General features: G+C 36.1%; 18 protein-coding genes. 7 read left to right on the top strand and 11 right to left on the bottom strand.

Annotated features, from left to right (window positions below; translation table 11 throughout):
- Positions 1–55: 55 nt before the first annotated feature.
- Positions 56–3541, bottom strand: a complete 3486-nt coding sequence (locus tag SOP96_RS10360) for a glycosyltransferase family 117 protein (protein WP_326320910.1) — start codon at positions 3539–3541, stop codon at positions 56–58.
- 222 nt (positions 3542–3763) lie between these two features.
- On the opposite strand from SOP96_RS10360, the gene SOP96_RS10355 reads away from it, so the two are divergent.
- The 3 genes from SOP96_RS10355 to SOP96_RS10345 all read left to right on the top strand — a co-directional run bounded on the left by SOP96_RS10355 (position 3764) and on the right by SOP96_RS10345 (position 8431).
- Positions 3764–4801 carry a PLP-dependent cysteine synthase family protein gene (locus SOP96_RS10355; RefSeq protein ID WP_326320909.1) on the top strand — a complete coding sequence of 346 codons (1038 nt, stop codon included), beginning with the start codon at positions 3764–3766 and terminating at the stop codon, positions 4799–4801.
- Positions 4802–4876: 75 nt separating this feature from the next.
- Positions 4877–6148 carry an aminotransferase class I/II-fold pyridoxal phosphate-dependent enzyme gene (locus SOP96_RS10350; protein WP_326321142.1) on the top strand — a complete coding sequence of 424 codons (1272 nt, stop codon included), beginning with the start codon at positions 4877–4879 and terminating at the stop codon, positions 6146–6148.
- Positions 6149–6235: 87 nt separating this feature from the next.
- Positions 6236–8431, top strand: a complete 2196-nt coding sequence (locus tag SOP96_RS10345) for a B12-binding domain-containing radical SAM protein (protein WP_326321141.1) — start codon at positions 6236–6238, stop codon at positions 8429–8431.
- Positions 8432–8588: 157 nt separating this feature from the next.
- Here the strand turns inward: SOP96_RS10345 and SOP96_RS10340 are convergent, their stop codons facing one another.
- The 3 genes from SOP96_RS10340 to atpD all read right to left on the bottom strand — a co-directional run bounded on the left by SOP96_RS10340 (position 8589) and on the right by atpD (position 11376).
- Positions 8589–9410 carry a hypothetical protein gene (locus SOP96_RS10340; RefSeq protein WP_326320908.1) on the bottom strand — a complete coding sequence of 274 codons (822 nt, stop codon included), beginning with the start codon at positions 9408–9410 and terminating at the stop codon, positions 8589–8591.
- A gap of 80 nt (positions 9411–9490) precedes the next feature.
- Positions 9491–9772: a FoF1 ATP synthase subunit delta/epsilon gene (locus tag SOP96_RS10335; protein ID WP_326320907.1), complete on the bottom strand. Its 282-nt coding sequence runs from the start codon at positions 9770–9772 to the stop codon at positions 9491–9493.
- A 95-nt stretch (positions 9773–9867) separates the two neighbouring features.
- Positions 9868–11376, bottom strand: coding sequence for a F0F1 ATP synthase subunit beta (gene atpD / locus SOP96_RS10330; protein WP_326320906.1), 1509 nt, complete (start codon positions 11374–11376; stop codon positions 9868–9870).
- A gap of 205 nt (positions 11377–11581) precedes the next feature.
- Here atpD and SOP96_RS10325 point away from each other — a divergent pair, with 205 nt between their 5' ends.
- A complete protein-coding gene (locus SOP96_RS10325) occupies positions 11582–12502 on the top strand; it encodes a bifunctional riboflavin kinase/FAD synthetase (protein WP_326320905.1) in 921 nt (306 codons plus the stop codon).
- A 37-nt stretch (positions 12503–12539) separates the two neighbouring features.
- On the opposite strand, the gene SOP96_RS10320 is transcribed toward SOP96_RS10325, so the two are convergent.
- Positions 12540–16292, bottom strand: a complete 3753-nt coding sequence (locus SOP96_RS10320) for a DUF3857 domain-containing protein (RefSeq protein ID WP_326320904.1) — start codon at positions 16290–16292, stop codon at positions 12540–12542.
- A 17-nt stretch (positions 16293–16309) separates the two neighbouring features.
- Positions 16310–16663, bottom strand: coding sequence for an MmcQ/YjbR family DNA-binding protein (locus SOP96_RS10315; RefSeq protein ID WP_326320903.1), 354 nt, complete (start codon positions 16661–16663; stop codon positions 16310–16312).
- 190 nt (positions 16664–16853) lie between these two features.
- Between SOP96_RS10315 and SOP96_RS10310 the strand changes: the two genes are divergently transcribed.
- Both SOP96_RS10310 and SOP96_RS10305 read left to right on the top strand, forming a co-directional pair.
- The gene (locus SOP96_RS10310) at positions 16854–17900 is read left to right on the top strand and encodes an acyltransferase family protein (protein ID WP_326320902.1); all 1047 of its coding nucleotides are present in this window, start codon (positions 16854–16856) and stop codon (positions 17898–17900) included.
- A 72-nt stretch (positions 17901–17972) separates the two neighbouring features.
- Positions 17973–18620: an NAD(P)H-binding protein gene (locus tag SOP96_RS10305; protein ID WP_326320901.1), complete on the top strand. Its 648-nt coding sequence runs from the start codon at positions 17973–17975 to the stop codon at positions 18618–18620.
- A 102-nt stretch (positions 18621–18722) separates the two neighbouring features.
- Here SOP96_RS10305 and SOP96_RS10300 read toward each other — a convergent pair whose 3' ends face one another.
- From SOP96_RS10300 to kdsB, 3 genes are all read right to left on the bottom strand, one after another.
- Positions 18723–19301, bottom strand: coding sequence for a glutathione peroxidase (locus tag SOP96_RS10300; RefSeq protein ID WP_326320900.1), 579 nt, complete (start codon positions 19299–19301; stop codon positions 18723–18725).
- Between the two features lie 20 nt (positions 19302–19321).
- On the bottom strand, positions 19322–19984 hold the full coding sequence (locus SOP96_RS10295) for a histidine kinase (protein WP_326320899.1): 663 nt from the start codon (positions 19982–19984) through the stop codon (positions 19322–19324).
- A gap of 107 nt (positions 19985–20091) precedes the next feature.
- Complete coding sequence (kdsB, locus tag SOP96_RS10290; RefSeq protein WP_326320898.1) at positions 20092–20814, bottom strand: 3-deoxy-manno-octulosonate cytidylyltransferase; 723 nt, start codon at positions 20812–20814, stop codon at positions 20092–20094.
- A gap of 181 nt (positions 20815–20995) precedes the next feature.
- Here kdsB and SOP96_RS10285 point away from each other — a divergent pair, with 181 nt between their 5' ends.
- Positions 20996–21235, top strand: coding sequence for a hypothetical protein (locus SOP96_RS10285; RefSeq protein WP_326320897.1), 240 nt, complete (start codon positions 20996–20998; stop codon positions 21233–21235).
- A gap of 314 nt (positions 21236–21549) precedes the next feature.
- On the opposite strand, the gene SOP96_RS10280 is transcribed toward SOP96_RS10285, so the two are convergent.
- Positions 21550–22803, bottom strand: a complete 1254-nt coding sequence (locus SOP96_RS10280) for a pyridoxal phosphate-dependent aminotransferase (RefSeq protein WP_326320896.1) — start codon at positions 22801–22803, stop codon at positions 21550–21552.
- Between the two features lie 114 nt (positions 22804–22917).
- Positions 22918–24633: a phospho-sugar mutase gene (locus SOP96_RS10275; RefSeq protein ID WP_326320895.1), complete on the bottom strand. Its 1716-nt coding sequence runs from the start codon at positions 24631–24633 to the stop codon at positions 22918–22920.
- Positions 24634–24659 lie beyond the last annotated feature (26 nt).

Raw genomic sequence — 24659 nt, 5'->3', positions numbered from 1 at the left:
AAGCATTTGAATCCCAACATAAAAAAAAACGGAACCGAAGTTCCGTTTAATTATATTATTGTGTTGCTTTGATTATCGCGTTGGTAATCTGTGTTTCCTTTTCTTTCGAATAGGTGGAATCGAAAGGTTCCATAATATCAAACAAATATTGGTAGAATGGCGTGATCTTCTGTACCTGCTCAGATTCATTCATAGCTTTTTCCTTGCCCATTTCTTTAAGGCCTTCAATAAATGTATTGAATTTCTTATCAATAGGTTCAATGGATTTTACCAGATAATCATACGCTTTTTCTTTCTGCCCGATTCTGGTGTAAGCATCCGTAACCGCAGAAATCACTAATGAATATTCCATCGGTTTTGTTCTGATCTGCCTTCTCAGATAGTTCTGATCAGACTTGCTGAGGCTCATGTAATAATCGTATTCTTCAAAAATACCTTTTTTCAGAACTTCTGCCAGCTTCAATCCTTTAGCTTCCTGTCCGGAAACGATGTATCCGTAAACCATTGAGCTCAATGAACGCGGATCATTATATTTTTCGGCCGGAATCTCTTTTGATGCAAGATCAAGAAGTTCTACCGCTTTTCCTTTTTGTCCCATTGTTGCCAAAGCTGCTGCAGCTCTGCTTGCCGAAGCTCTGTAGCTCATAATGTTGGAAGTGGCTGTTTCATCGAAATGCGTATCAAGATCTTTAAAATTACCCCATCTGAAGTTTTTAACGACATTGTATAATGAGTTAGCATCTACTCTTCCAAGTTCCCCATCCGGTGTTTGCGGCGTGTGGATCGGAATCAGTCTGTAACTGAAACCGTCAAACTGAAGATATTCATCCAGATAGAAAACATTCTCGCTGTCATAGATTCCACCTGAAGAGAAATTGATCGGCCTTTTCCAGTCGAAATTAGCCAGAATATCAAGCATAATCAGGTTATTTTTGTATAACGTGTTGGCTTTATATGTAATCATAATCTGATTTACTGTGTTCGGAAGATCTGATGCATTGATAATTCCTGCATTTACGGCATTCGCCTTATTTACAGGAAGAATGAATTTATTCACCGGAAGAATATTATACTTTTCATATTTTTCTTCTCCGAAATACATTTTAAGAAGCTCATTCTTCGCCGGTGATGAATATTTAAGGAAGTTGAGCGCTTCTTTCATCGTCATGGAATCCTGAACAAGATACTTTTTGAATTCTGCAAACTCCGTTTCAGGAGCTCCCTGTTCTTTCAGCATAGAGAAAACACCTTCCCAGTCTTCTTTTTTCATCATATAGATCTGGTCGTTGGTTCCGTCTCTGTAGTCATCATGCGTTAAAATACCCGGAACCGGAGCCGCATTATAGGTTCTTCTTTTGATCTGGTCAATATTCCACGGAGTGGAAGCAAGGGTAAAGTTAACCACTTTTACATCGTCTCTGAACTGCTCTGTCTCCTGAATTGCCCAAACCGGATAGGTATCATTATCACCATATACAAATAAAATATCATTTTTAGGCAGTGATTTTAAGACAGAATATCCGTAGTCGTATGAAGTATATCGGTTGTGCCTGTTGTGTACATTATAATTCTGGAATCCCATCATGAAAGGAACTCCTAAAAGAACGACTCCCACAACAATATTGGCTGCATTAGATTTAACTTTAGATTGCAGGAACCAGAGAATAGCGGCTGCTCCCAACCCGATCCAAATGGCAAAAACATAGAATGAACCTACCATTGCATAATCTCTTTCTCTCGGTTCAAACGGTTTTACACCGGTGTAGAAAATAATTCCCACACTCATTAATACGAAAATCGAAAGCATGGCATAGAATCTTCCGAAATCTTTGTTCAGTTGGAAAAAGAACCCGATGAGTCCTAAAAGCAATGGCAAAAAGAAAAATTTCACCGTACTTTCATTTTTAAATTTCGCAGGCATTTTGTCCTGGTTTCCTACAATGGAATCATCAATAAAAGGAATTCCTGAGATCCAGTTTCCGCGGGTACTTTCCATGTTTCCTTCAAGATCATTCTGGCGTCCCACGAAGTTCCACATCAGATACCGTACGAAATAATATCCATTTTGGAAGGTAATGAAATAATCTAAATTCTGTCCCAAAGAAGGTCTCTGAACATTGATAAGATCATACGGCCTTACCTTTAAATAATCTGAAGCAGTAATGGTTTTATCTTCATATTTTTTTCGCAGATCATCGAAAATCTGCTTTGCTTCAGGACTGTCTGCAATATCTTCATTGCCATAATTAAAGCTGAAGTCTGGTGCGCCGTACATGGAAATGTAATTCGACATAACATCCTTATCCTCATTAAACATTCTCGGCATGAAACCGACGTGCGCTTTATTGAATACATAATTGAAGCGGTCTCCTGTCTTTCTGTACGTTCCGGTTTTCTCATCTTTTTCATAGATTTCACCCGTTTTCTGGGTCTTGAAGCTTCCATCCTCATTTTTTTCGATTCCTTTAGCATCAAGATACGCAGTATAGTTTTGACCATAAATCGTAGGCCAGTCCCCATATTGTTCTCGGTTGTAATAATCCAGCATTCCGATGGCGTTGTCCGGATCGTTAAGGTTCATTGGCGGATTGGCATTGGCCCTGATAGGAATTACCATCCAGCATGAAAAACCGATCATCATAAATACTACCGATAAAGAAATGGTCTGATACACATTTCTCTTCATCTTCCTTGTGTAAGAAATCAGGAAATAGCAGATCGCAATCATAATGATAAATGCCGCAATGGTTCCTGAATGGAAAGGTAGTCCTAATCCATTTACAAAGAAAATTTCAAGCTTTCCGAACATGGTCATAATGAAAGGGAAAATTCCTTTAAAAACAACCGCAAGGATAAGCAAAGTTATGACATTAGCCCAGATAAAGTTTTTCCAGGTAAAAGTATATTTTCTTGCATAGTATATAAAGCATACCGCTGGAATTGCGAGCATACACATCATGTGAACACCCACGGAAAGCCCTAATATAAAGAAAATTAAAATGATCCATCTTTCATTATCCGGCAATAAGTATTCATTTTCCCATTTGGTAATAAGCCAAACCAAAAGTGCAATAAACATGGATGCCATTGAATAAACTTCTCCTTCTACCGCAGAAAACCAGAAGGTATCTGAAAAGGTAAAGCACAAAGCTCCTACAACTCCGGCAAAAAGAATGGAAATTTCCTGATGTTTAGTAATTTCGTCAAAATCCTTATTTAAAAGTCTTCTCACAAGGTGTGTAATCGTCCAGAATAAAAACAGGATTGTAAAAGCACTGAACAATGCGGACATCGCATTGATTACGATAGAATAATTTTCGCCATTTCCCAACGCAAACATGGCTGCCACAGCACCCACAATCTGGAATAATGCTGCTCCGGGAGCATGCGTTACTTCAAGTTTTACCGCCGAGGAAATATACTCGCCACAATCCCAAAAACTGAAATTCGGTTCTACGGTGGACAAGTATGTAATAAATGCAATAACGAAAACCACCCATCCGAGAACGGTGTTCCATCGCCTGAAAGTCCAATTTTTCATAGTATTAAATCAATTATGCGAAAATAAGGCTTTTCTGTGATTTTAGGCGGTTTTTAACAAAATTTAAAAAAATTGGCTCGTTTTTTGAAAAGTTTCTTGGTTGAATGATAATATAAAATTTATTTTCTCTATTTTAGAGGTTAGAAATCAAAACAAAAGTTTAGAAATAAATTTATTTTTTTGTATTTTTGCCGACAGATTTTTATTGAAAAATAACAAATAATGAGTAATGTTTACGATAATATACTTGGCCTAATAGGAAATACTCCTATGGTGAAGATTAACACTGTGACGAAAGAAATTCCTGCAACTGTTTATGCCAAGTTAGAATCATATAATCCTGGACATTCCACAAAAGATCGAATAGCACTTCATATTATAGAAAACGCTGAGAAAAAAGGTTTATTAACAGAAGATTCCGTGGTGGTAGAAACTACGTCAGGAAATACAGGATTTTCAATTGCTATGGTTTGTATTATTAAAGGATATAAATGTATCCTTGCAGTAAGTGATAAAACCAAGCCTGAAAAAATAGCCTATCTGAAGGCATTGGGAGCTACCGTTTATATTTGTCCGGCCAATGTTCCGGCAGACGATCCGAGATCATATTATGAAGTAGCCAAAAGAATCGCTGCAGAAACTCCCAATTCGGTATACATCAATCAATATTTCAACGAACTGAATATTGATGCCCATTATCAGACTACCGGGCCCGAAATCTGGGAGCAGACACAAGGTAAAATTACCCACCTTTTTGCATGTACAGGAACCGGCGGAACATTATCAGGATCAGCCAAGTTTTTAAAGGAGAAAAATCCGGACATCAAAATTATTGGTGTGGATGCAGACGGATCTATCTTAAAAAGCTATCACGAAACAGGAGAAATCCACAAAGAAGATGTTCATCCTTACCAGATTGAAGGAATGGGAAAAAATTTAATTCCCTCTGCCCTTCTCTTTGATAAAGTGGATGAATTTGTAAGGGTAAACGATGAAATGTCGGCTTACAGAACCCGAGAAATCGCTTTGAAAGAAGCTATCATGGGAGGATATACTACAGGAGCTGTTACCCAGGCATTACTTCAATATTCCCAATCTCACGAGTTTTCAGAAAATGATCTTGTGGTTCTGATCTATCCTGATCACGGTTCAAGATACATTACTAAAGTGTACAGTGATAAATGGATGGCCGAGCAGGGCTTTGTAAACAATTGTGTTCACAACTACGATGAAGTTTTCAAAACTGAATTCATTAAATAAGGAATAAAAAAGTTATACAAATCAAGCCTTTTTGTAAATACAAAAGGCTTTTTTACTTAAAATATTAATAAAATGTTGGATATTTTTGACAGAATAAAAGAAAATCCAGGACCTCTTGGACAATTTGCAGATTATGGTGAAGGATATTTTATTTTCCCGAGATTAGAAGGACCTATCGGCCCGAGAATGAGATTTCAGGGAAGAGAAGTTATTTTCTGGAGCGCTAACGATTATTTGGGAATGTGTAACCACCCGGAAGTTTTGGAAGCTGATGCTAAAGCAGCCGCAGAGTTCGGAATGTTCTACCCTATGGGCGCAAGAGCAATGTCCGGAGAAACTGAACAACATTTGCAACTGGAAAGAGAACTGGCTGATTTTGTACAAAAAGAATCTGCCTATTTATTGAATTTCGGATACCAGGGAATGGTTTCTACCATTGACGCTTTGGTAGGAAGAAATGATGTAATTGTTTATGATGTTGATTCTCATGCATGTATCGTAGATGGAGTTAGACTTCACGCCGGAAAAAGATTTACCTACAGACACAATGATATTGCAAGTCTTGAAAAGAATCTTGAAAGAGCCACTAAAGTAGCCGAAGAAAATGGAGGAGGAATTTTAGTGATTACGGAAGGTGTTTTCGGGATGAGAGGGCAGCAAGGTAAATTGAAAGAAATCTGCGAATTAAAATCAAAATATCAATTCAGACTTTTGGTTGACGATGCACACGGATTCGGAACACTGGGTGAAACCGGAGCCGGGGCCGGTGAAGAGCAGGGCTGTCAGGATAAGATTGATGTGTACTTCTCTACTTTTGCAAAATCAATGGCAGGTTTCGGAGCTTTTATTGCCGGTGATAGAGAAATTATAAGATATCTGAAATTTAATTTAAGGTCACAAATCTTTGCTAAATCTTTAACGATGCCAATGGTAATCGGAGGGTTGAAAAGACTGGAACTTTTAAGAACAAGACCGGAAATTAAGGCTAAGCTTTGGGAAAATACCCGCAAGCTTCAGAACGGATTAAAAGAAAGAGGATTCAACATCGGTGATACCAATACCTGTGTAACTCCGGTAATGATGCAGGGAACTCCGGTAGAAGCAACACTCTTAGTGAAAGACTTGAGAGAAAACTATGGAATCTTCACATCTGTAGTAGTTTATCCTGTGATACCTAAAGGAATGATTCTGCTAAGATTAATTCCTACAGCATCACATACCGATTCTGAAATCAATGAAACACTGGCTGCTTTTGAGGCTATCCACGACAAACTTGTTGGCGGTCATTATAAAGATCAGGAGCAAAAACTGCTGGCCGAACAAGGTTTAAGTTTTAAAGAAATTTAAAAAGTATACAATTAAAACCACTGAATGATCAGTGGTTTTTTTGAACTAATATATTCTGAAAACCTTAACTTTGCAAAAATTTTACTGTTGAAAGACCTGCTTCTAATCACTCCGCCTTTTACACAACTTAATACACCCTATCCTGCTACCGCTTATATCAAAGGTTTTTTAAACACTAAGAGTATTTCATCCTTTCAGGCAGATTTAGGAATTGAAGTTATTTTGAAGTTGTTTTCTAAAGACGGAATCCGAAAAGTCTTCACCAAAGAAATTAATATTCATACAATCTCTGAAAATTCACAGCGTATTTTTTCATTACGGGACGAATATATCAAGACCATCGATCAGGTAATTTCTTTCCTGCAGGGTAAAACACCAACGCTGGCAAGACAGATCTGTTCCATGAATTTTCTCCCGGAAGCTTCACGTTTCAACCAGCTGGATGATATGGAATTTGCTTTCGGAAATATGGGGCTGCAGGATAAGGCTAAACATCTGGCAACTTTATATTTAGAAGACCTTTCGGATTATATTGTGGAAAATATTGATCCCGATTTTGGTTTCAGCAGGTATGCAGAACGGTTGGGAAAAAGTGCCAACTCATTCAATGAATTGTATTCGAAAATTACAGGTAGTCAAACATTTACAGATGAAATTACTTTAAAAATTCTTCATGAAAAATTAGAAGCTGTTCAGCCAAAGCTGGTTTGCTTTTCCGTTCCTTTTCCGGGAAATTTATATTCTGCATTCCGATGTGCAAAATTTATCAAAGAAAATTATCCGCATATAAAAACAGCGATGGGCGGTGGTTTCCCGAATACCGAACTGCGGGAAGTGAAGGATAAAAGAGTTTTTGAATTTTTTGATTTTATCACTTTAGATGATGGAGAACTTCCTATAGAACTACTTTATCAAAATATTTGTAATTCTGAACAAAGTAAAGAATCTCAGTTCAAAAGAACTTTTTTAATTGAAAGTGGAGAAGTTACTTATAAAAATAATTCTTCAAAACACGATTATAAACAAGCTGATATCGGAACTCCTGATTATTCAGATTTATTGCTGGACCAATATATTTCGGTGATTGAAATTGCCAATCCGATGCACAGTTTATGGAGCGACGGAAGATGGAACAAATTGACGATGGCCCACGGCTGCTATTGGGGAAAATGTACCTTTTGTGATATTTCTTTAGATTACATTAAAATCTACGAACCCATTTCTGCAAAAATTTTGGTTGACCGAATGGAAGAATTGATCCGGACAACCGGAGAGACAGGGTTCCATTTTGTGGATGAAGCTGCCCCACCTGCTCTGATGAGAGAAGTTGCCCTGGAAATTTTGCGGAGAAATCTTGTTGTAACGTGGTGGACAAATATCCGCTTTGAAAAAGGTTTTACTCGGGATTTGTGCTTTCTTTTAAAACTTTCCGGATGCGTTGCCGTTTCGGGAGGACTTGAAGTGGCGAGCGATCGTTTGCTGAAGTTGATCGACAAAGGGATTTCTGTAAATCAGGTTGCGAAGGTAACCCGAAATTTTACGGAAGCCGGGATCATGATTCATGCGTATCTAATGTATGGCTATCCTACCCAGACCATTCAGGAAACAGTGGATTCTCTGGAAATGGTTCGCCAGCTTTTTGAGATGGGAATTTTACAAAGCGGATTCTGGCATCAGTTTGCGATGACGGCTCACTCACCCGTTGGATTAAATCCTGAAGAGTTTGGAGTAACTCCGATTAAGCAAGAAATCTATTTTGCGAACAATGACATGGATTTTACAGACAGAACAGGAATTGATCATGGAAAATTCAGCTTTGGCTTAAAAAAATCTCTTTTCAATTATATGCACGGAATTAATTTTGAGCTTCCTCTTCAGGAATGGTTTGATTTTAAAATTCCACAAACAACCGTTCATCCGGACTACATTCATGATGCTTTGCTTGAAAATGATGATTTTACTTTTAAAGGGAATTCAAAAATTATTTTTTTAGCCAAAAACGTAATCGCTGAGAATCGCATAAAAAATAAAAACAAGCATAACTATACGTATACGAAAATTACAGTGCATTTAAAAACCAATATTGTGACCGTTGATTTTGATACGGAGCATGCTGAATGGCTGATAAAAATGTTCAGTGAATATTCTGTTGAGAATCCGAAAAAACCTATGCTTCAACAACTTAAAGCTAATTTCGAAGAAAATTTTGATCATTTTGAATTGTTCTGGTTCTCAAAACCAATGCAGCAATTGAAAGAAAATGGGGTGATTTTAAGTCTGTAGATTTTATTGATTAGCACGTAATAAATGGTGTTGAAATTCTGTTGATTACAAATTTGTAATATTCGAATAAAAAATATAAGCCTCTTAAATCCAAGAGACTGTTTGGCTAAAGCCTACTGAATTTTTATCTATACAAAACGGGCTAAAGCCCGTTCGACTATTTCTCCACACCATCTCGTTTAACTTCACCAACAATTACTTTTTCCTGGATTTTGATAAAATTCGGATCCAGAATTGCCATTCTTTCGGCTATTGCTTTGTAAGTCGGAAACTTCAGAAGAGATGCACGCCCGGAAATTTCCCTGTATAAGGTAAATGTTTTTCCGCCGGCTGTTTTTATTTGTTTGGTAGTGGTAATATATTTGCCAATGTATTTGCTGTTTGCGTCATAGATTTCAATATCTACAAATGTTTTATCGGTAATGGTATCTTCAGATCCAAAACTTACAGGCAAATTGGTAAAGTAACCCACTGGTTTTCCATTACTTAAAATTTCACCTACATTATTAACGGTGATATTTAATTTATCAATTTTGTTTCTGATGGTGTATGCATCCTTGGTTTTGTTATCTAATTTTCTCTTAGGCGAATTTTTAAATAGTTCATCAAGGTTTTTGATATTAATACCTCTTTCATCGATAATTTTCAGGCTTTTGATACAGGTATAAGCTGCAGATTTTTCTTCCCCTGAGAAAGCAGACGGTGAAATATAATCCAGCTCAAGCGTTTTTTCTTTATTATAAACCCGGTTAATTTTTATATAACTATCTCTTACTGAATCTACTATACTTTTATCAACAAATTCTATGGTGTAGATCGGAGTCTCTTTAAGATCCATGAAAGTATATATATTGGATTTATTGGAAACTTTGGCAACATGAACTCCTTCAAGGGTTACAATTCCTCTTTTGATTTTTACCGTTTGCGCATGGAGCAGAAACCCCAGAATTGTAAACATGATAATCAAATTCTTCTTCATAAAACCAGATTTTTACATAACATAAAAAAAGTGTAACCAAAGTTACACTTTCTTGAAAATATATTTAGCTTTTCATTTAATTATTCACAAAGGATAATCCCTTTATTATGATTAAATTCTACAACACCGCTTTTGATAGGATAAGAAAAAACAGAATCTTTTTCATTTTCTTTTGCAAAATATTTACTATACGCTTCATCAACCGATTTTGTGTACAATTTTACTTTACCGCCGATTAAAGAAGAAACAATTCCCGCGTGGTTTTTCATGATGTGGAATTCACCATTTTTTCCAGGCAGTAATACAGAATCTACTTCTCCTTCAAAAACTACGTATTCTGGTGTTAAAATTTTTATATTCATTTTAATTTAGATTAAAAGATTAAAAGATTGAAGATTAAAAGATTTTGACAAACATTAAATGTCTCTCATCTCACATCTAAAAATCTTATGTCTAATTAAGCGTTATCAGCTAACATTTTTTGTCCTGCCGCAATCGCTTCTTCGATAGTACCTTTAAGGTTGAAAGCAGCTTCCGGTAAGTGATCCAGCTCACCATCGATAATCATGTTGAATCCTTTAATGGTATCTTTAATATCTACCAAAGATCCAGGAATACCTGTAAACTGCTCTGCTACATGGAAAGGCTGAGACAAGAATCTCTGAACTTTTCTGGCACGGTAAACCACTGATTTATCTTCTTCAGAAAGTTCTTCCATACCAAGAATAGCGATGATATCCTGAAGTGCTTTGTATCTCTGAAGAATTTCTTTTACTCTCTGAGCACAATTATAATGTTCTTCACCGATAATTTCCGGAGCAAGGATTCTTGAAGTAGAAGCCAACGGATCTACCGCAGGATAAATACCCAGTGAAGCAATTTTTCTATCTAATACCGTTGTAGCATCCAAGTGGGCAAATGTAGTTGCAGGAGCCGGGTCAGTTAAGTCATCCGCAGGTACGTAAACCGCCTGTACTGAAGTAATGGAACCGTTTTTAGTAGAAGTAATTCTTTCCTGCATTGCCCCCATTTCAGAAGCAAGTGTCGGTTGGTATCCTACCGCAGATGGCATACGACCAAGAAGTGCAGATACCTCAGAACCCGCTTGTGTAAAACGGAAGATATTGTCTACGAAGAAAAGTACGTCTCTACCCTGTCCGCTTTCTCCACCGTCTCTGTAATATTCAGCTAATGTAAGACCGGAAAGTGCTACTCTTGCTCTTGCACCAGGTGGCTCATTCATCTGTCCGAAAACGAATGCGGCTTTAGAATCTTTCATCGCTTCCAAATCTACTTTAGAAAGATCCCAACCTCCGTTTTCCATAGAGTGCATAAAATCTTCACCATACTTGATGATTCCGGATTCAAGCATCTCTCTCAAAAGGTCATTTCCTTCTCTCGTTCTTTCACCAACTCCGGCGAAAACAGAAAGACCACCGTGTCCTTTTGCAATATTATTAATCAACTCCTGGATCAATACGGTTTTACCTACACCTGCACCACCGAACAAACCGATTTTACCACCTTTTGCATAAGGTTCGATAAGATCAATTACTTTGATACCTGTAAATAAAACTTCAGCAGAAGTTGAAAGCTGATCAAATTTTGGAGCTTCTCTGTGGATTGGCAGTCCTCCATCCTTAGAAATATTCTGAAGCCCGTCGATAGCATCACCAACAACGTTGAAAAGTCTTCCGTTTACAGCCTCTCCGATTGGCATTGTAATAGGATTTCCGTACCCGATTACTTCCTGCCCTCTTTTAAGACCATCAGTAGCGTCCATTGCGATACATCTTACTGTATCTTCTCCAATATGCTGTTCTACCTCTAAAACTACTTTTTCACCGCTATCCTTTGTAATTTCTAACGCGTCATAAATGCTTGGAACTGCTTCCACATCAGTAAAGACAACGTCGATTACCGGACCAATAATTTGAGAAATTTTACCTTTAATTTGGTTTGCCATTGCTAAATTTTTTCTTGGTGCAAATATAATGATTCTTGCTTAACCCGCAATTGGTAAAAAACAGATTTTTATCATACTTTTCTTTTAGTACACCAATCTAACAGTTTGCCAGTCTGGCAATCATCCAGACGCTAAATATTAGTACATTGTTTAATTGATACATTGTTACAATATTTCATATATTTGCAGTCAAAATTTTTTCATTTTGAAAGTTTTCAGGAATTTTAGCGATTATACGCCTCAAAAGCCTTTAGCCTTATCTTTAGGAATGTTTGACGGGGTGCATCTCGGACATAAAAGTATTATTAACGAATTAATAAAAGTAGGTTCTGAAAATAATCTGGAAACTGCAGTCCTCACCTTCTGGCCTCATCCAAGATTTGTTTTTAACCCGAATGAAGACTTAAAGCTTCTCAATACGCTGGACGAGAAAAAATTTTTAATGAAAAAATATGGTATTGACACTTTATTTTTAAAAGAATTTGATGAAGAATTCAGAAATCTTACCGGAGAAGAATTCGTGAGACAAATTTTGGTGGATCAGCTCAATATCAAATATCTGATTATCGGGTACGACCATTCTTTCGGAAAAAATAAAAGTGGAAATTTTGAGTTGCTGCAAAAACTTTCCAAAGAACTGGATTTTGAAGTGGAACAGATGGAAGCCATTAATATTCATGAAAACAACATCAGCTCTACTAAAGTCCGCAATGCCCTTTTAGCTGGAAATATTGCTGATGCTAACGAAATGCTCGGCTATCCCTACTCTGTCTCAGGAACCGTAGTTCACGGAAAAAAAATCGGAAGAACAATTGGATATCCTACTGCCAATATCGAAACGGATTCTGTTAAATTACTGCCGAAAAAAGGAGCTTATATCGTAGAAGTTTTGGTAAAAGGCAAATTATATAGAGGGATGCTCAGCATCGGTACCAACCCTACCGTAAATGGAGAAAAGCTAACGGTTGAAGTCTACATTCTTGATTTTGGAGAAGATATTTATGACGAAAAAATTACCGTTACTTTCAGGGATTTTCTGCATGATGAAATTAAATTCGAAGGTCTTGAGAAACTAATTGAAAGGCTGGACGAAGATAAAAGATTAACTCAGGAGTTTCATTTTTAAATAAAAAAGCTTACAATCATCTGTAAGCTTTCTGTTTTTATTTGTATCCTAAAATCTGGTTTTCTGCATTAATTGCTTCTTCCACAAATTTCTTAAATTCGGAATATTGCCCGGCTTTGATATTATCCCAAGGTGTATCTGCAACTCTTGTGATCTTTAATTTGTTATTTTTTACCAATTCATAATTGATTGAATATGTAAAATTATTATAAGTCAGCTTTTTATTCTCCGGAATTTCAATAAACTTCATAGTTTCAGGGATATTCAGATATACTTCTTCAAAATAATTATTCTCTTTTTCATAGCGTGTGTAGACAATATCTGTTTTTCGGTTTTCCGTAGCCACAATTTCTTTTGTGAAAGGCTTTGTTACGAAAGGGATTTTCATAATTTTCAGGCTTCCCACAGACTGCGGTTTATCATTTACGCTAAACTGAACTTCATACGAAAGAGGTTTTGGAGTAAGATCTTTTCCATCTAGAAGTTTTACGGTTTTTACGCTGATCACCTTATCCAGAACCGAACCCAATTCCTCTTCTACTGTCTTTTTACGTGAATCATCGGTCTGAGATCCCTGGAAAAAGTTGTTGTAATAGCTTTTAGATTCTCCAGTCACGTATTGCTTAACGGTAAAATTCTGATCATCGCCGTTTACATTGACTTCGCTGGTGGTTTTAAATATTGATTTTGCATTATTTGTGTTTGAGATTTCAATAAGATCTGCTGCTTGCGATGTATTTTTATCTGTGTCGATAACCAATCCTTTTGCTTTATAATTACCTTTCACAAGAGAGTTAAAAGGAAGAAACTTATCCGTCATTTCAAGGAACGTTTCTTTTCCGTCAAGATTTACTTTTACAATACAGTGATTGAAGCTTAGATTCGGTAAAAGCAGACGCTGAACCGAATTATCATTAGTCTGTACCAGTACGAGATTAGATTTAAGTCCGGCCTGGTTTCCAAGGATTACAAACAATGTTGAAAGATCCTTACAGTCTCCCAGCTTTGAGCTGAGCGTTTTGGATGGTTTCTGAGGAATATAACCGCTCTGGCGGAAATCTACCGAACTGTACGTTACGTTTTTTTCAATATAATTATAAATCTTTTCCGCTTTCGCCGCATCGCTCATTCCTGGAATTCCTGATGGGAAAATTTCTTTAAAAGCTTTTTCTACCACTTTATCCGAAACCAGGCTTTTTCTTGTAAGATCCGAATACCAGTTGGCAATTTCCTGCCATGTTTTGATGGAATTTGCCGTTACGGAAATGGTTGTATCATAGAAGTTGGGTCCGAAATATTCATCAAAATTCACTTCTTCCAGATTATTAAGCTTCCAGGTTTGGTACAGCTTTCCATCTGATTTCTTTTTTGTGGAAGGAACTTCCCTATTATTACTTTTAACCTGATAATTTAAATTTTCTGGTGTGATCACCGTAAAGATTGATTCTACAACAGGATATTGCGAATTAAAATAAGAGCTTACATTAAAATCTTTATAAAATCTTCCGCTTTTTCTTTCTAAACTTTCGATCTGAACAAGGATGACATCACCCACTGCAAGATTGGTAAATACAATCTTTTCCGAAGACCTTTCTCCCGGAATAATGCTTCCGTCCGGCTTTACAATTTCTGCTTTAATAACGTCATCATAATAATCGATTCCGTATTCCTTTAACTCTTCAATTCCGTTTTCGGAAGTAATTTCGTAAGCATAGGTGCTTCTCTTTTTAAAACCTCCTTCAGGATAGACATTTACAATATATTCATCAAGAAGTGTTGTAACACCTTTTTTTCCTGTCGCTGTATTTTTTCTGCGGTCGCTTACAAGCTTGTAAAGATCTTTTACACCCACTTTATCAATCTCGTCTTCCGTATGATCTAGATCTCTTAGAAGCTTATGCATCTGCTCGTTGTCGGTATTATGAGAAAGAGACAGTTTGGCAAATTGTACAGCTTCGTTTTTTTTGTTAAGTTTTGCAAGATATTCTGCTTTGGCAGCCAGCAATGAATAAGAATACGGAAAGTTTGCTAAAGCATCTTCCAGACCTTTTCCATATTCCGGGTTTTGTACATCATCTTCGAGAAGATTTAAGTATTGGGTTCTGAAAGAATTAACGGAAGGATATAATTCTATGTATTTTTTAAGAATTTTCTTTTGATCCTCTACTCTGTTTGATTTCTGATACAAGCTGTAAAGCGTATTCATAATATCGGGACTGCTCTTTTGTGAATAAGCTTCTTCAAATTTTTTAATGGTAGAGCTTTGATCTTTTTTATCCATATCTTCCAATGTGGTAAAAATGCTGAAAAATCTCTCATTATTAGCAAAATCTTTTTTCAGATGGGCTATATGCTCCTTTGCCTTTTCCATATCACGGTTTCGAATGGCAATAACCACATCGAAAAATCCACCTACAGATTTGGCTTTCGTTCTGTTTAAAATATCCCTGTATTTTTCAAGTTCCTGAATAGACATATTCTGGAATTTTTCACCATCCATCATTTTCAGAAGCGGCACGAGAAAATATTCCGAATCATTGATCTCTATATTTTTGTAGATCTCATTAACCTTTTCTTTATCTTCAATATTATTATAGTATGAAGCCAGAAGACTTTGCACTACCGAAGATTTGGGATAGGTTTTCATCATCTGGTCTATAATTTCTTTAGCCTGATCGTTTTGGAGATTATTAAGGTAACCAGCAGCCAGAAGATATTTGTAAAAAATGCTTTCAGGATGCTGAGCTATTTTTTCTTTTAACAGTTTTTCAAATTTCAGAGGAAGTTCTTTTGCCTGTAACTGTTCTGGTGAACTTTTTTGGTATATTTTGTAGGTATCAAAGTACTTAAGATCAGAAATTTTCTGATAATCGGTATCAAAAGGAACCACCATAAAGGCCGTTTTAGTATCCTTTACATCAAATTTCAGCAGGAGCCTGTTCATTCCTTTCGGTAGAGAAACCTCAACCAGATGTGATCCCAGATTGGTATAGCTATCTGCTGTGCTTGACAGGATTTCTGTATCATTTAAAAACAACCTGAACTCTGTATTAGCATCTACTTCGAGCAAAATTTTTCTTTCAACCGGATTTTCAATAAAACTTTGGGCATACATAATCCCTCTTCCATATTCAGTTTCATTAATGAAAAATTCAAAACCGTCGTTTGTAGGAAATTTTCTGTTGTACCAGCCTACATATCCGAAACTGTCTGCGTTAAAGAGTTTGTCGCCGGAGGCGGTAGTTTCCGGTTCATATTCATTGTAAAGTCCGCTTCCGTTCAGATTTTCAAATACACCTGCAAACTGCCATTGATCAATGCGTTTAATTTTAGAAAGGTAATCGTCCGCACTTTTATTATTGTTCCTTATCCTGTCAAGCGTTGCCTTATATTCAAGAATAGCTGTACTTTCCCCATATACCGGATGTTGCGCTAAAAAATCAACTTTTTTGTATGAATTATCATCAAATCCTGAGTTCTCATAATCGGCGAGCAGGAAAGACTTTTTAATAATCGGATACAGATAAGCATCATCCAGCTTAAAGTCAGCAAAATATTTAATGAATGTTTCATCAAAAATCATCTGTCCCATTTCTTCATCAATCATTGCATCGAGAAAGAGATTTTCAAAGTCTTTAGCTGAATTATTTTTTAAGTTTTTATCATAAAAGTTTCTTGCTTCTACCCTTTTGTTGTTTAGCAAAAGTTCCCAGGTTTTAGACTGTTCTTTGGATTGTGCCAATGCACCAACGGACAAAAAGTAGACCGCGGAAATTAGTATTTTCCTCATGTTAGGATTAGTTTTATTTAGGAGTTTTGTATTGTATTCTGAATTTTCCTGGTTAAAGATTTAAAAATAAGTTCATAGGAATGATCAATAAGCTGCAGGATAAGATCTCTTTTCAGCCCGTCTAACTGTACGGAATTCCAATGGGTTTTGTTCATATGAAATGCACCGGTAATCTGTGGATATTGCTCACGAAGTTCTGCGCTCCACTCCGGATCAGTTTTTACATTGATTTGTAACGGATGCCTTTCTAACGGCATTAAAAGAAACATTTTCCCGCCAACTTTAAGGACAAGTGTCTCATTATCAAAAGGAAAACTTTCTGTAACGCCTTTTTTTGCAAGGCAATAATCAAGGATTTCATTAGTATCCATTAAAAATCTATTGAATTAAAATTTTACTTCAATATTATTAAAAATTTATATATTTACAAAAACACAATTGTATGAGAAATTTTTTTGCTTGTATAGCAACTTTTAGTACAAAAATTCTTGTCCGGCGAGTATCAGGAAAACAAAATAATAAGAAACCTTTCTTTACAAATCCTGAAAAATCAGCCGAAAAATGATTTCAAGAACGAATAACTTTGATTTTATGAGGTTGCTTTTTGCAGCACTCGTGGTGATAAGCCATTCTTATGTTCTTTCCGGAACCGGCCAGTATGAGCCTTTTTCAAAAATTACTCTTCACAGAATCGAGCTATCATATCTTGGTGTACATGGCTTTTTTATCATTTCCGGATATCTTATTTTTAAGAGCCTTTTGCGGTGTAAAGGTCTTGTCGATTTTTATTGGAAGAGAATATTAAGGCTTTTCCCCGCATTAACAGTAATTCTTATTTTTACCGTTCTGTTGGCACCGGCTGTTTATGAAAATAATATTCCTTATTATAAAAATAGTGATGTTTATAGTTATATTCCTCTCAATATGACTTTATTTTTCAGGCAAAAAGGCATTGACGGTGTTTTTGAAAGCAATCCCTATAAACACAGTATCAACGGAAGTTTATGGACGATAAGCTATGAATTCAGCATGTATGTAATGGTATCTGCTTTGTATTTTATTCGTAAAAAAACTTATTTGAAATATATTGTTCTACTGCTTTTTCTACTGAGTTACTCTTTGAGTATTTTTCAGCCTTACTTTCTAAATGGATTGTTTGCTAAAATTGCCCTGAGCAGCAAACATTTTTATAACCTAATGTGCTTTTTTACAGGAGGTATGTTTATAACTTACTTAGATATAAAAAATAAAAGAAGAGAAAACATTATTATTATACTTTCAACAATAATTTTTAGCGCAGGTATATATCTGGATATTACTGTTTATACAAGCTATCTTACACTGCCACTAATTGTTATATTCTTAGGTAGAAGATCAACCCCTCTTATTAATAAAGTGGGGCAAACTATTGGCGATACTTCTTACGGCATTTACATTTACTCTTTTCCGGTGCAGCAAACATTGGTACATCTTTACAGATCTGATGCTATTACGCTGCTCATATTTTCTTTACCCATCTCAATTATTCTTGGATATATTTCTTGGCATTTGATTGAGAAAAGGGCATTAAAATATAAAGATTTATTTGTACGGAAAAGTATTTTGTGAAGAATTTTAAGGGGAAATTACAGAAATTTAGTAAATTTAAGAAGCAAACAACAATTTCACAAACAAGATTATATGAAAGCTTTAGTTATTGGTGCTACGGGCGCTACAGGAAAAGATTTGGTCAGCCAGTTGCTTGAAGATAGTGACTTCGAAGAAATTACCATTTTTGTAAGGAAACCAGTTGATATTCAAAATGATAAATTGAAAGTATATGTTGTGAATTTTGATCGCCCTGAAGAATGGAAAGATAAAGTAGAGGGTGATGTTGTTTTTTCCTGCCTGGGAACAACTCTAAAAGCTGCCGGAAGTAAAGAAGCCCAAAGAAAAGTAGATTTCGACTATCAATATGAATTTGCTAAAGCTGCAAGAGAAAATAATGTGACCGATTATATTCTGGTTTCTGCATACGGTGCCAATCCGAGATCCAAAATATTTTATTCCCGAATGAAAGGCGAACTGGAAGAGGCTGTAAAGAAACTGCATTTTGAAAAAATCACCATCTTCAAACCGGGAATGCTGGAGCGAAGAGATTCCGACAGAACGGGAGAAGTGCTTGGAAGCAGGATTATAAAATTTGCCAATAAACTGGGATTGCTTGAGAGCCAGAAACCATTACCTACAAACGTCTTAGCAAAGGCAATGATTAATTCATCCAAAATTAAAAGCAATGGTTACTCAAGTATCAAGCTGGGGAATATTTTTTGTTTTGCAGAGAAATGATCAATGTAGCAATATAAAAATGAAACAGTGTAACAACTTAATAATTCCGAATTGAATTGGTAAACTGTTACACTGCTATATTGTTATATTAATGATATTTTTTTATTTCAGATACTTCGTAATCGCTTCATCCGTAGGTTTTGTTGTGCTTACAAATGAATCAATCAGTTTTCCGTTTTCATCAATTAAAAATTTTGTGAAATTCCAAAGGATGGTTGTATTTTTTACGCCATTTAGTTCTTTTTCAGTTAAATATTTAAATATCGGAGCCGTATCATCACCTTTCACTGAAACTTTTGCTGCCATCGGGAAGGTTACCCCGTAATTTTTCTGACAAAAAGCGCCTATTTCTTCATTGCTTCCCGGTTCCTGTCCTCCGAAATTATTAGCCGGAAATCCAACCACAACCAATTTGTCTTTATATTCTTCCGAAACTTTTTCAAGATCAGCATACTGCGGTGTAAATCCACACTCTGAAGCGGTGTTTACGATAAGGATTTTCTTTCCTTTGAAATCTGCAAAGTTGATCTGTTTTCCTTCTTCCAGGGCGTCTACCTTGAAATCATATATTGATTTTCCCATAAGTTGATTGGTTTTAGCTTTAGATTCTTCACTTTTTTTCTGAGCGCAGCTGTTGAAAAACGCAACTACAGAAAGAAACATTAAAAATAACTTTTTCATAATTCCCTTTATTATTTTGATTAAAATTTGAATGTATTGGCCGGAAATACTTTGTTAATATCAACCCTGTTGATAAGCATCACATAATCTCCGTCTTTTTTTGCACTCGACGATTCTATCCTGAAAGGCAGCAACAAATTCCCTACCTTTTTATATTCTGAGTATAATAAAGTTTCATCTTTTTTAATTTCTTTTATCAGCATATAATCCTTTGCATCGAAATAGTAGATATTCTTATTTACATTTTTTGTTAATTCAACTTTATGACAATAAATATTTCCGATTTTTTCCTTTCCTAAATATTTAGCTTCAAAACCTTTGCTTTCCCAGTCGATAAAATCGTTATCGAAGCTTTCGGGAGCGTAATCCGGATATTGCTGAAGTTTATTGGCCGCATAATTCATCGCGTAGCCTTTCGTTCCGTCGTAGCCTTCAATAGCGGTGTCTTTTCCGCCAATGGTAATGACTGTTTTGGTAAGGTTCGGGCGTTGCTGGTAAATTTTGATCGGATACTCATCTTTTACTCCCAAGATCACTTTTCCCTGGAGCAATACGGAATTTAAAAGCTTCCAGTTGGTTAATCCTCCGGACAATTCTATGTTTTTATCAATGATTTCTTTTGCGGTTTGGGCAAAAATGGAATGGGAAAAGATCAGGACGAATACGAAAAGTAACTTTTTCATTAATTTCATTTTATCATGCCAAATATAAGGCTTTTTTAATTTGAAAATTTGATATGAAGCAATTTGAAAATAGAGAACTGATATCATATTTTCAAATTATTTAATTCTCAAATTAACCTTCTGGCTTTTTCAAGATCTTCCGGCGTATCAATTCCTACTCCTACAAAATTGGTTTCTATCATCTTGATTTTCATGCCGTATTCAAGATAGCGGATGCATTCTATTTTTTCCGAAATTTCAAGTGGTTTCATTTCCAGTTTGGAAAACTGTATCAATGCATGTTTTCTGAAAGCATACACGCCGATGTGCTTAAAATAGTCGACGTTATACGAAATTTCCCGGTGAAAAGGAATTACAGAGCGGCTGAAATACAGCGCAAAACCGTTGTTATCCGTAATTACTTTTACGTTATTAGGATTTTCTATTTCTTCTTTTTCATGAAGTTTTATTTTTAACGAAGCTAAAGAAATTTCCTGATTTTCGTCGTTATGAAAAACTTTAATTAATTGCTGTAATGGTTCTAATTTTAAAAAAGGCTCATCTCCCTGAACGTTAATGACAATATCACAGTCAATATTCTGCACTGCTTCGGCAATACGGTCGCTTCCGGTTTCATGCTGTCCGGTCATGACAGCTTTTCCGCCGTTTTTAGAAATTTCATTAAAAATAATTTCCGAATCGGTTGCTACAAAAACTTCATCAAACAAACCGGTTTCCACCACGTTTTGGTAGGTTGTTGTGATGACGGTCTTTTCGCCTAACATCTGCATCAGCTTGGCCGGAAAGCGGCTTGCTTCGTAACGTGCGGGGATAACTGCGATAATTTTCATTTTATATTTTTTGATGTAGATTTAATTTAAGTAATTAACCATAAAAATGATCCCGTAGATCCAGGATAGATATAAAAAGGAGTAAAATATCCCAAAACCTAAGCTTTTTACTAAATTTCCCCTACAGTATTTTGAGTTTTTAAAAACCAATCGTAGAGCCCGGAAAAAAATCCAATACAGCATGGCTGCTAACAATAAAATTACAGCCCAGAAAAAAACGCCGAGAAAATATAAAAGAAAAACAACAACTATAGAGATCACAATCCAGACAATAATTGATACAATAATCCCTCCGATTCCATCTCCTAAAGCAGGTCCATCAAAATCAAAATTCCCAATTTCCGGAGTTTTATCTGATAATTTTTTGATATTTTCTTTTGTTAAAACATGCCCGATATTATCTTTCAGTTTTAAGCCGTAATATAATCCTAAGCTGATAAAAAGTAAAAATGCAGTTCCTAAAATCGAAGTAGAAAAAATAGAGTTTTGAAATAAAGATCTATGTGAATTTTGCCCTGAAATCCATACACATAAAATTACCAATAGTGTAATAACTACTGTTGAACGGCATAATAGTTTTGTATCTAAAAAATATTTTCTCGGAAACTTCATTATTATGAAATACGGATCTGAATTCCAAAAACGCTTCGACTCTGCTCAGTATAACCTCTAAAATAAGCTGCTAAATAATATTTAGAATTGTCATGCTGAGCCTGTCTAAGCATATATTTTAAATTATTTCAAATAACTCAAAGCTTTTTCCAGTTTCGGCATCATGACTTCAATTTCGTCGATGGCCAAACCTCCAACAGAAGCTCTGAACCAAGGCTCAGACTTATCTTCTCCGAAAGCAGAGAAAGGAACCAAAGCAACGCCTGCTTCATTAATAAGGTAGAAAACAAGATCAGAAGAATTTTCGATCACTGTTCCGTCCGGTTTTGTTTTTCCGATATAATCTAATTTGATGGTAAGATAAAGCGCTCCCATCGGTTCGATGCTGTCAACAGTTAGGCCTTTATCTTTCAGATCCTGGATTCCTGCATGAAGGACTTTCAGGCTTGCTTCTAATTTTCCTTTAAAATCTTCAACAAATGCATTTACTTCCTCCGGATTTTCATAATATTTTGCAGTAGCTTCCTGCTCCGGTTTTGGTGCCCATGCTCCTACGTGTGTAAGAAGCGCTTTCATTTTGTCCATGATATGAACCGGCCCGAATCCCCATCCTACACGAACTCCGGTAGCGGCAAGACATTTTGAAATACCGTCAATATACACCGTATAATCTTTCATTTCAGGGAAAAGCGAAACCGGATCTACGTGCTCCGAACCGAAAGTAAGATTGGAATAGATCTGATCATACATTAAGTACAAAGGCTTTTCATCATCCCCTCTTTTTTTGTTTTCCGCTAAAACCAATTCGCATATTTCTGAAAGCTGATCTTTGGTGAACATTGTACCTGTAGGATTTAACGGAGAACAAAGAGCCAGTAAAACAGCACCTTCAAGATGTGGCCTTAAATCGTCCGCTGTTGGAAGGAAATTGTTTTCAGGGGTGGTTTTTACTTCCACAGCATTTGCCGAAGTAAGGTATGCATAATGATTATTATTCCAAGAAGGAATTGGGTAAACCACTTTATCCCCCTCGTCTACAATAGTTTTATAAACCGCATAGATCAAAGGTCTTGAACCTGCCGTAATCAGGATATCGTTAGGTGAATAATCCAGGTTCCATCTTGTTTTTAAATCTTTTGAAACCTCTTTTCTTAAAGATAAAAGTCCGTTAGCAGGCGGATAATTCGTCAGGTTATTCTGATACGCTTTCTGAATTTCCTCCTTTAATTTTGCAGGAATGGGATAAATATTAGAATTAAGGTCACCAATTGTAAGGTTGGCAATCTCCGCTCCTTTTGCCTTTAAATCGTTTACTTCATTACCAATTTTTACAATTTCAGAACCGATCAGGTTCGCCGCTAATTTTGAAACTTTCACTTTATTTAATTTAAATTTATTTAATGTAATAATTTATAATGTAACAGTGTAACAGTGTATTAATTGAAAATAAACCAATCATTGGTAAACTGTTAGACTGATACATTGTTATATTTAACTGAGTTGCAGATCTTTTCTGACTTCCTGAATTTTTGCTTCCAGAGACTTTAATTTATCTTTAAAATCTGCTTCAGAAATAATACTGTTTTTTACTGAGATATAAAACTTGATCTTAGGTTCCGTTCCGGAAGGTCTTACACAGACTTTGGTCCCGTCCTGAGTATAATAAATGAGTACGTTTGATTTCGGAATGTCATCCATCACCCTTTTCTCATTTTGTGAAACGATGAAATTTGTCTGTTCCTTAAAGTCTTTTACTTCTTCAACCGGAGATCCTGCTAATGATTTTGGCGGATGTTCACGGAAATTCTTCATCATATTCTCAATTTCTTCCGCTCCGTCTCTTCCTTTTCTTACGAGATTCACCAACCCTTCGTAATACATTCCGGTCTCCTGGTAAATCTCAATAAGATATTGGTACATCGTTCTTCCATTGGCTTTACACCATGCTGCAATTTCACAGGCAAGGACAATACTTCCGCAGGAATCCTTATCACGAACGAAATCACCCGTCATGAATCCGAAGCTTTCTTCTCCGCCACAGATAAATTTTTCTTTTCCTTCGAAATCGCGGATCATTTTCCCGATCCATTTGAATCCAGTTAACCCCACTTTACAGTCAACCCCGAATTTTTGGGCGATATCAAAGAAAATATCGGAGGTTACAATGGTAGAACCGATGAATTCTTTTCCGGTAATTCTTTCCTGCTTTCTCCATTCATTCAGGATATAATAAGTAAGAATTGTATTGGTCTGATTTCCGTTTAAAAGCTCAATTTCACCGTCAAGATTTCTTACGGCAATTCCTAATCGGTCTCCATCCGGGTCTGTTCCGATCACGATATCTGCGTTGGTAATCTTTGCCAGATCCATTGCCATTTCCAGTGCTGCCGGATCTTCCGGGTTTGGAGAATCTACAGTCGGGAAGTTACCACTTGGGATCATCTGCTCCTTAACCAGATCAATTTTCTTGAAGCCCGCTTTTTCCAAAGCCTTTGGAACGGTTGTATACGTTGTTCCGTGAATAGACGTGAAAACAATATTCAGATTTTCTTTTCCAACATTCTGATAGGTGGAATTTTTAATACAGGCATCAATGTAGACATCATCCTGCTCCTCTCCGATCCATTCGATTAAATCATCATTTCCGTTAAATTTAATTTCGTCAAATTTTACGGAATATACTTCATTAATAATCGCTTCATCATGTGGCGGAACAATCTGCGCCCCGTCATTCCAATATACTTTGTAACCGTTGTATTCGGGTGGATTATGAGATGCTGTTAAAACAATTCCTCCGTGGCAGTTTCTGTCTCTTACCGTAAAGGAAAGTTCCGGAGTCGGCCTGTGATTTTTAAATAACAATACTTTGATTCCGTTTGCCGTCAAGACATCAGCTACTAATTTCCCGAATTCTCTGGAGTTATTTCTTACATCATAAGCAATAGCAACTTTTATTTCTTCACCTTGAAACTGCTTTAACATATAATTCGCAAGTCCCTGTGTTGCTTGACCTAACGTATATTTATTTAAACGATTGGTTCCGACACCCATAATTCCTCTCATTCCTCCTGTCCCGAATTCCAGCTCTCTGTAAAAAGAGTCTTCCAGATCCGGAGAATTGCCTTCAATCAATAATTGTACAGCGCCTCTTGTTTCTTCATCAAATGATTCATGCAACCAAAGTTTTGCTTTTTCTAATGTTGTCATATTTGTATTTCGTGTATGTTTATTTT

This window comes from Chryseobacterium salviniae, assembly GCF_035819015.1.
GTDB classification, from domain to species: Bacteria; Bacteroidota; Bacteroidia; order Flavobacteriales; family Weeksellaceae; genus Chryseobacterium; species Chryseobacterium salviniae.
This window is presented reverse-complemented; position numbering and strand designations above follow the sequence as displayed.

Bases quoted from the DNA above. Each gene is read 5' to 3' on its own strand.
- SOP96_RS10295 (WP_326320899.1), bottom strand. From the start codon at position 19,984: ATGAAAAAGTTACTTTTCGTATTCGTCCTGATCTTTTCCCATTCCATT.
- kdsB (WP_326320898.1), bottom strand. From the start codon at position 20,814: ATGAAAATTATCGCAGTTATCCCCGCACGTTACGAAGCAAGCCGCTTT.
- SOP96_RS10340 (WP_326320908.1), bottom strand. From the start codon at position 9,410: ATGAAGAAGAATTTGATTATCATGTTTACAATTCTGGGGTTTCTGCTC.
- SOP96_RS10285 (WP_326320897.1), top strand. From the start codon at position 20,996: ATGGCTGCTAACAATAAAATTACAGCCCAGAAAAAAACGCCGAGAAAA.
- SOP96_RS10310 (WP_326320902.1), top strand. From the start codon at position 16,854: ATGATTTCAAGAACGAATAACTTTGATTTTATGAGGTTGCTTTTTGCA.
- SOP96_RS10360 (WP_326320910.1), bottom strand. From the start codon at position 3,541: ATGAAAAATTGGACTTTCAGGCGATGGAACACCGTTCTCGGATGGGTG.
- SOP96_RS10300 (WP_326320900.1), bottom strand. From the start codon at position 19,301: ATGAAAAAGTTATTTTTAATGTTTCTTTCTGTAGTTGCGTTTTTCAAC.
- SOP96_RS10320 (WP_326320904.1), bottom strand. From the start codon at position 16,292: ATGAGGAAAATACTAATTTCCGCGGTCTACTTTTTGTCCGTTGGTGCA.
- SOP96_RS10305 (WP_326320901.1), top strand. From the start codon at position 17,973: ATGAAAGCTTTAGTTATTGGTGCTACGGGCGCTACAGGAAAAGATTTG.
- SOP96_RS10355 (WP_326320909.1), top strand. From the start codon at position 3,764: ATGAGTAATGTTTACGATAATATACTTGGCCTAATAGGAAATACTCCT.
- atpD (WP_326320906.1), bottom strand. From the start codon at position 11,376: ATGGCAAACCAAATTAAAGGTAAAATTTCTCAAATTATTGGTCCGGTA.
- SOP96_RS10335 (WP_326320907.1), bottom strand. From the start codon at position 9,772: ATGAATATAAAAATTTTAACACCAGAATACGTAGTTTTTGAAGGAGAA.
- SOP96_RS10275 (WP_326320895.1), bottom strand. From the start codon at position 24,633: ATGACAACATTAGAAAAAGCAAAACTTTGGTTGCATGAATCATTTGAT.
- SOP96_RS10315 (WP_326320903.1), bottom strand. From the start codon at position 16,663: ATGGATACTAATGAAATCCTTGATTATTGCCTTGCAAAAAAAGGCGTT.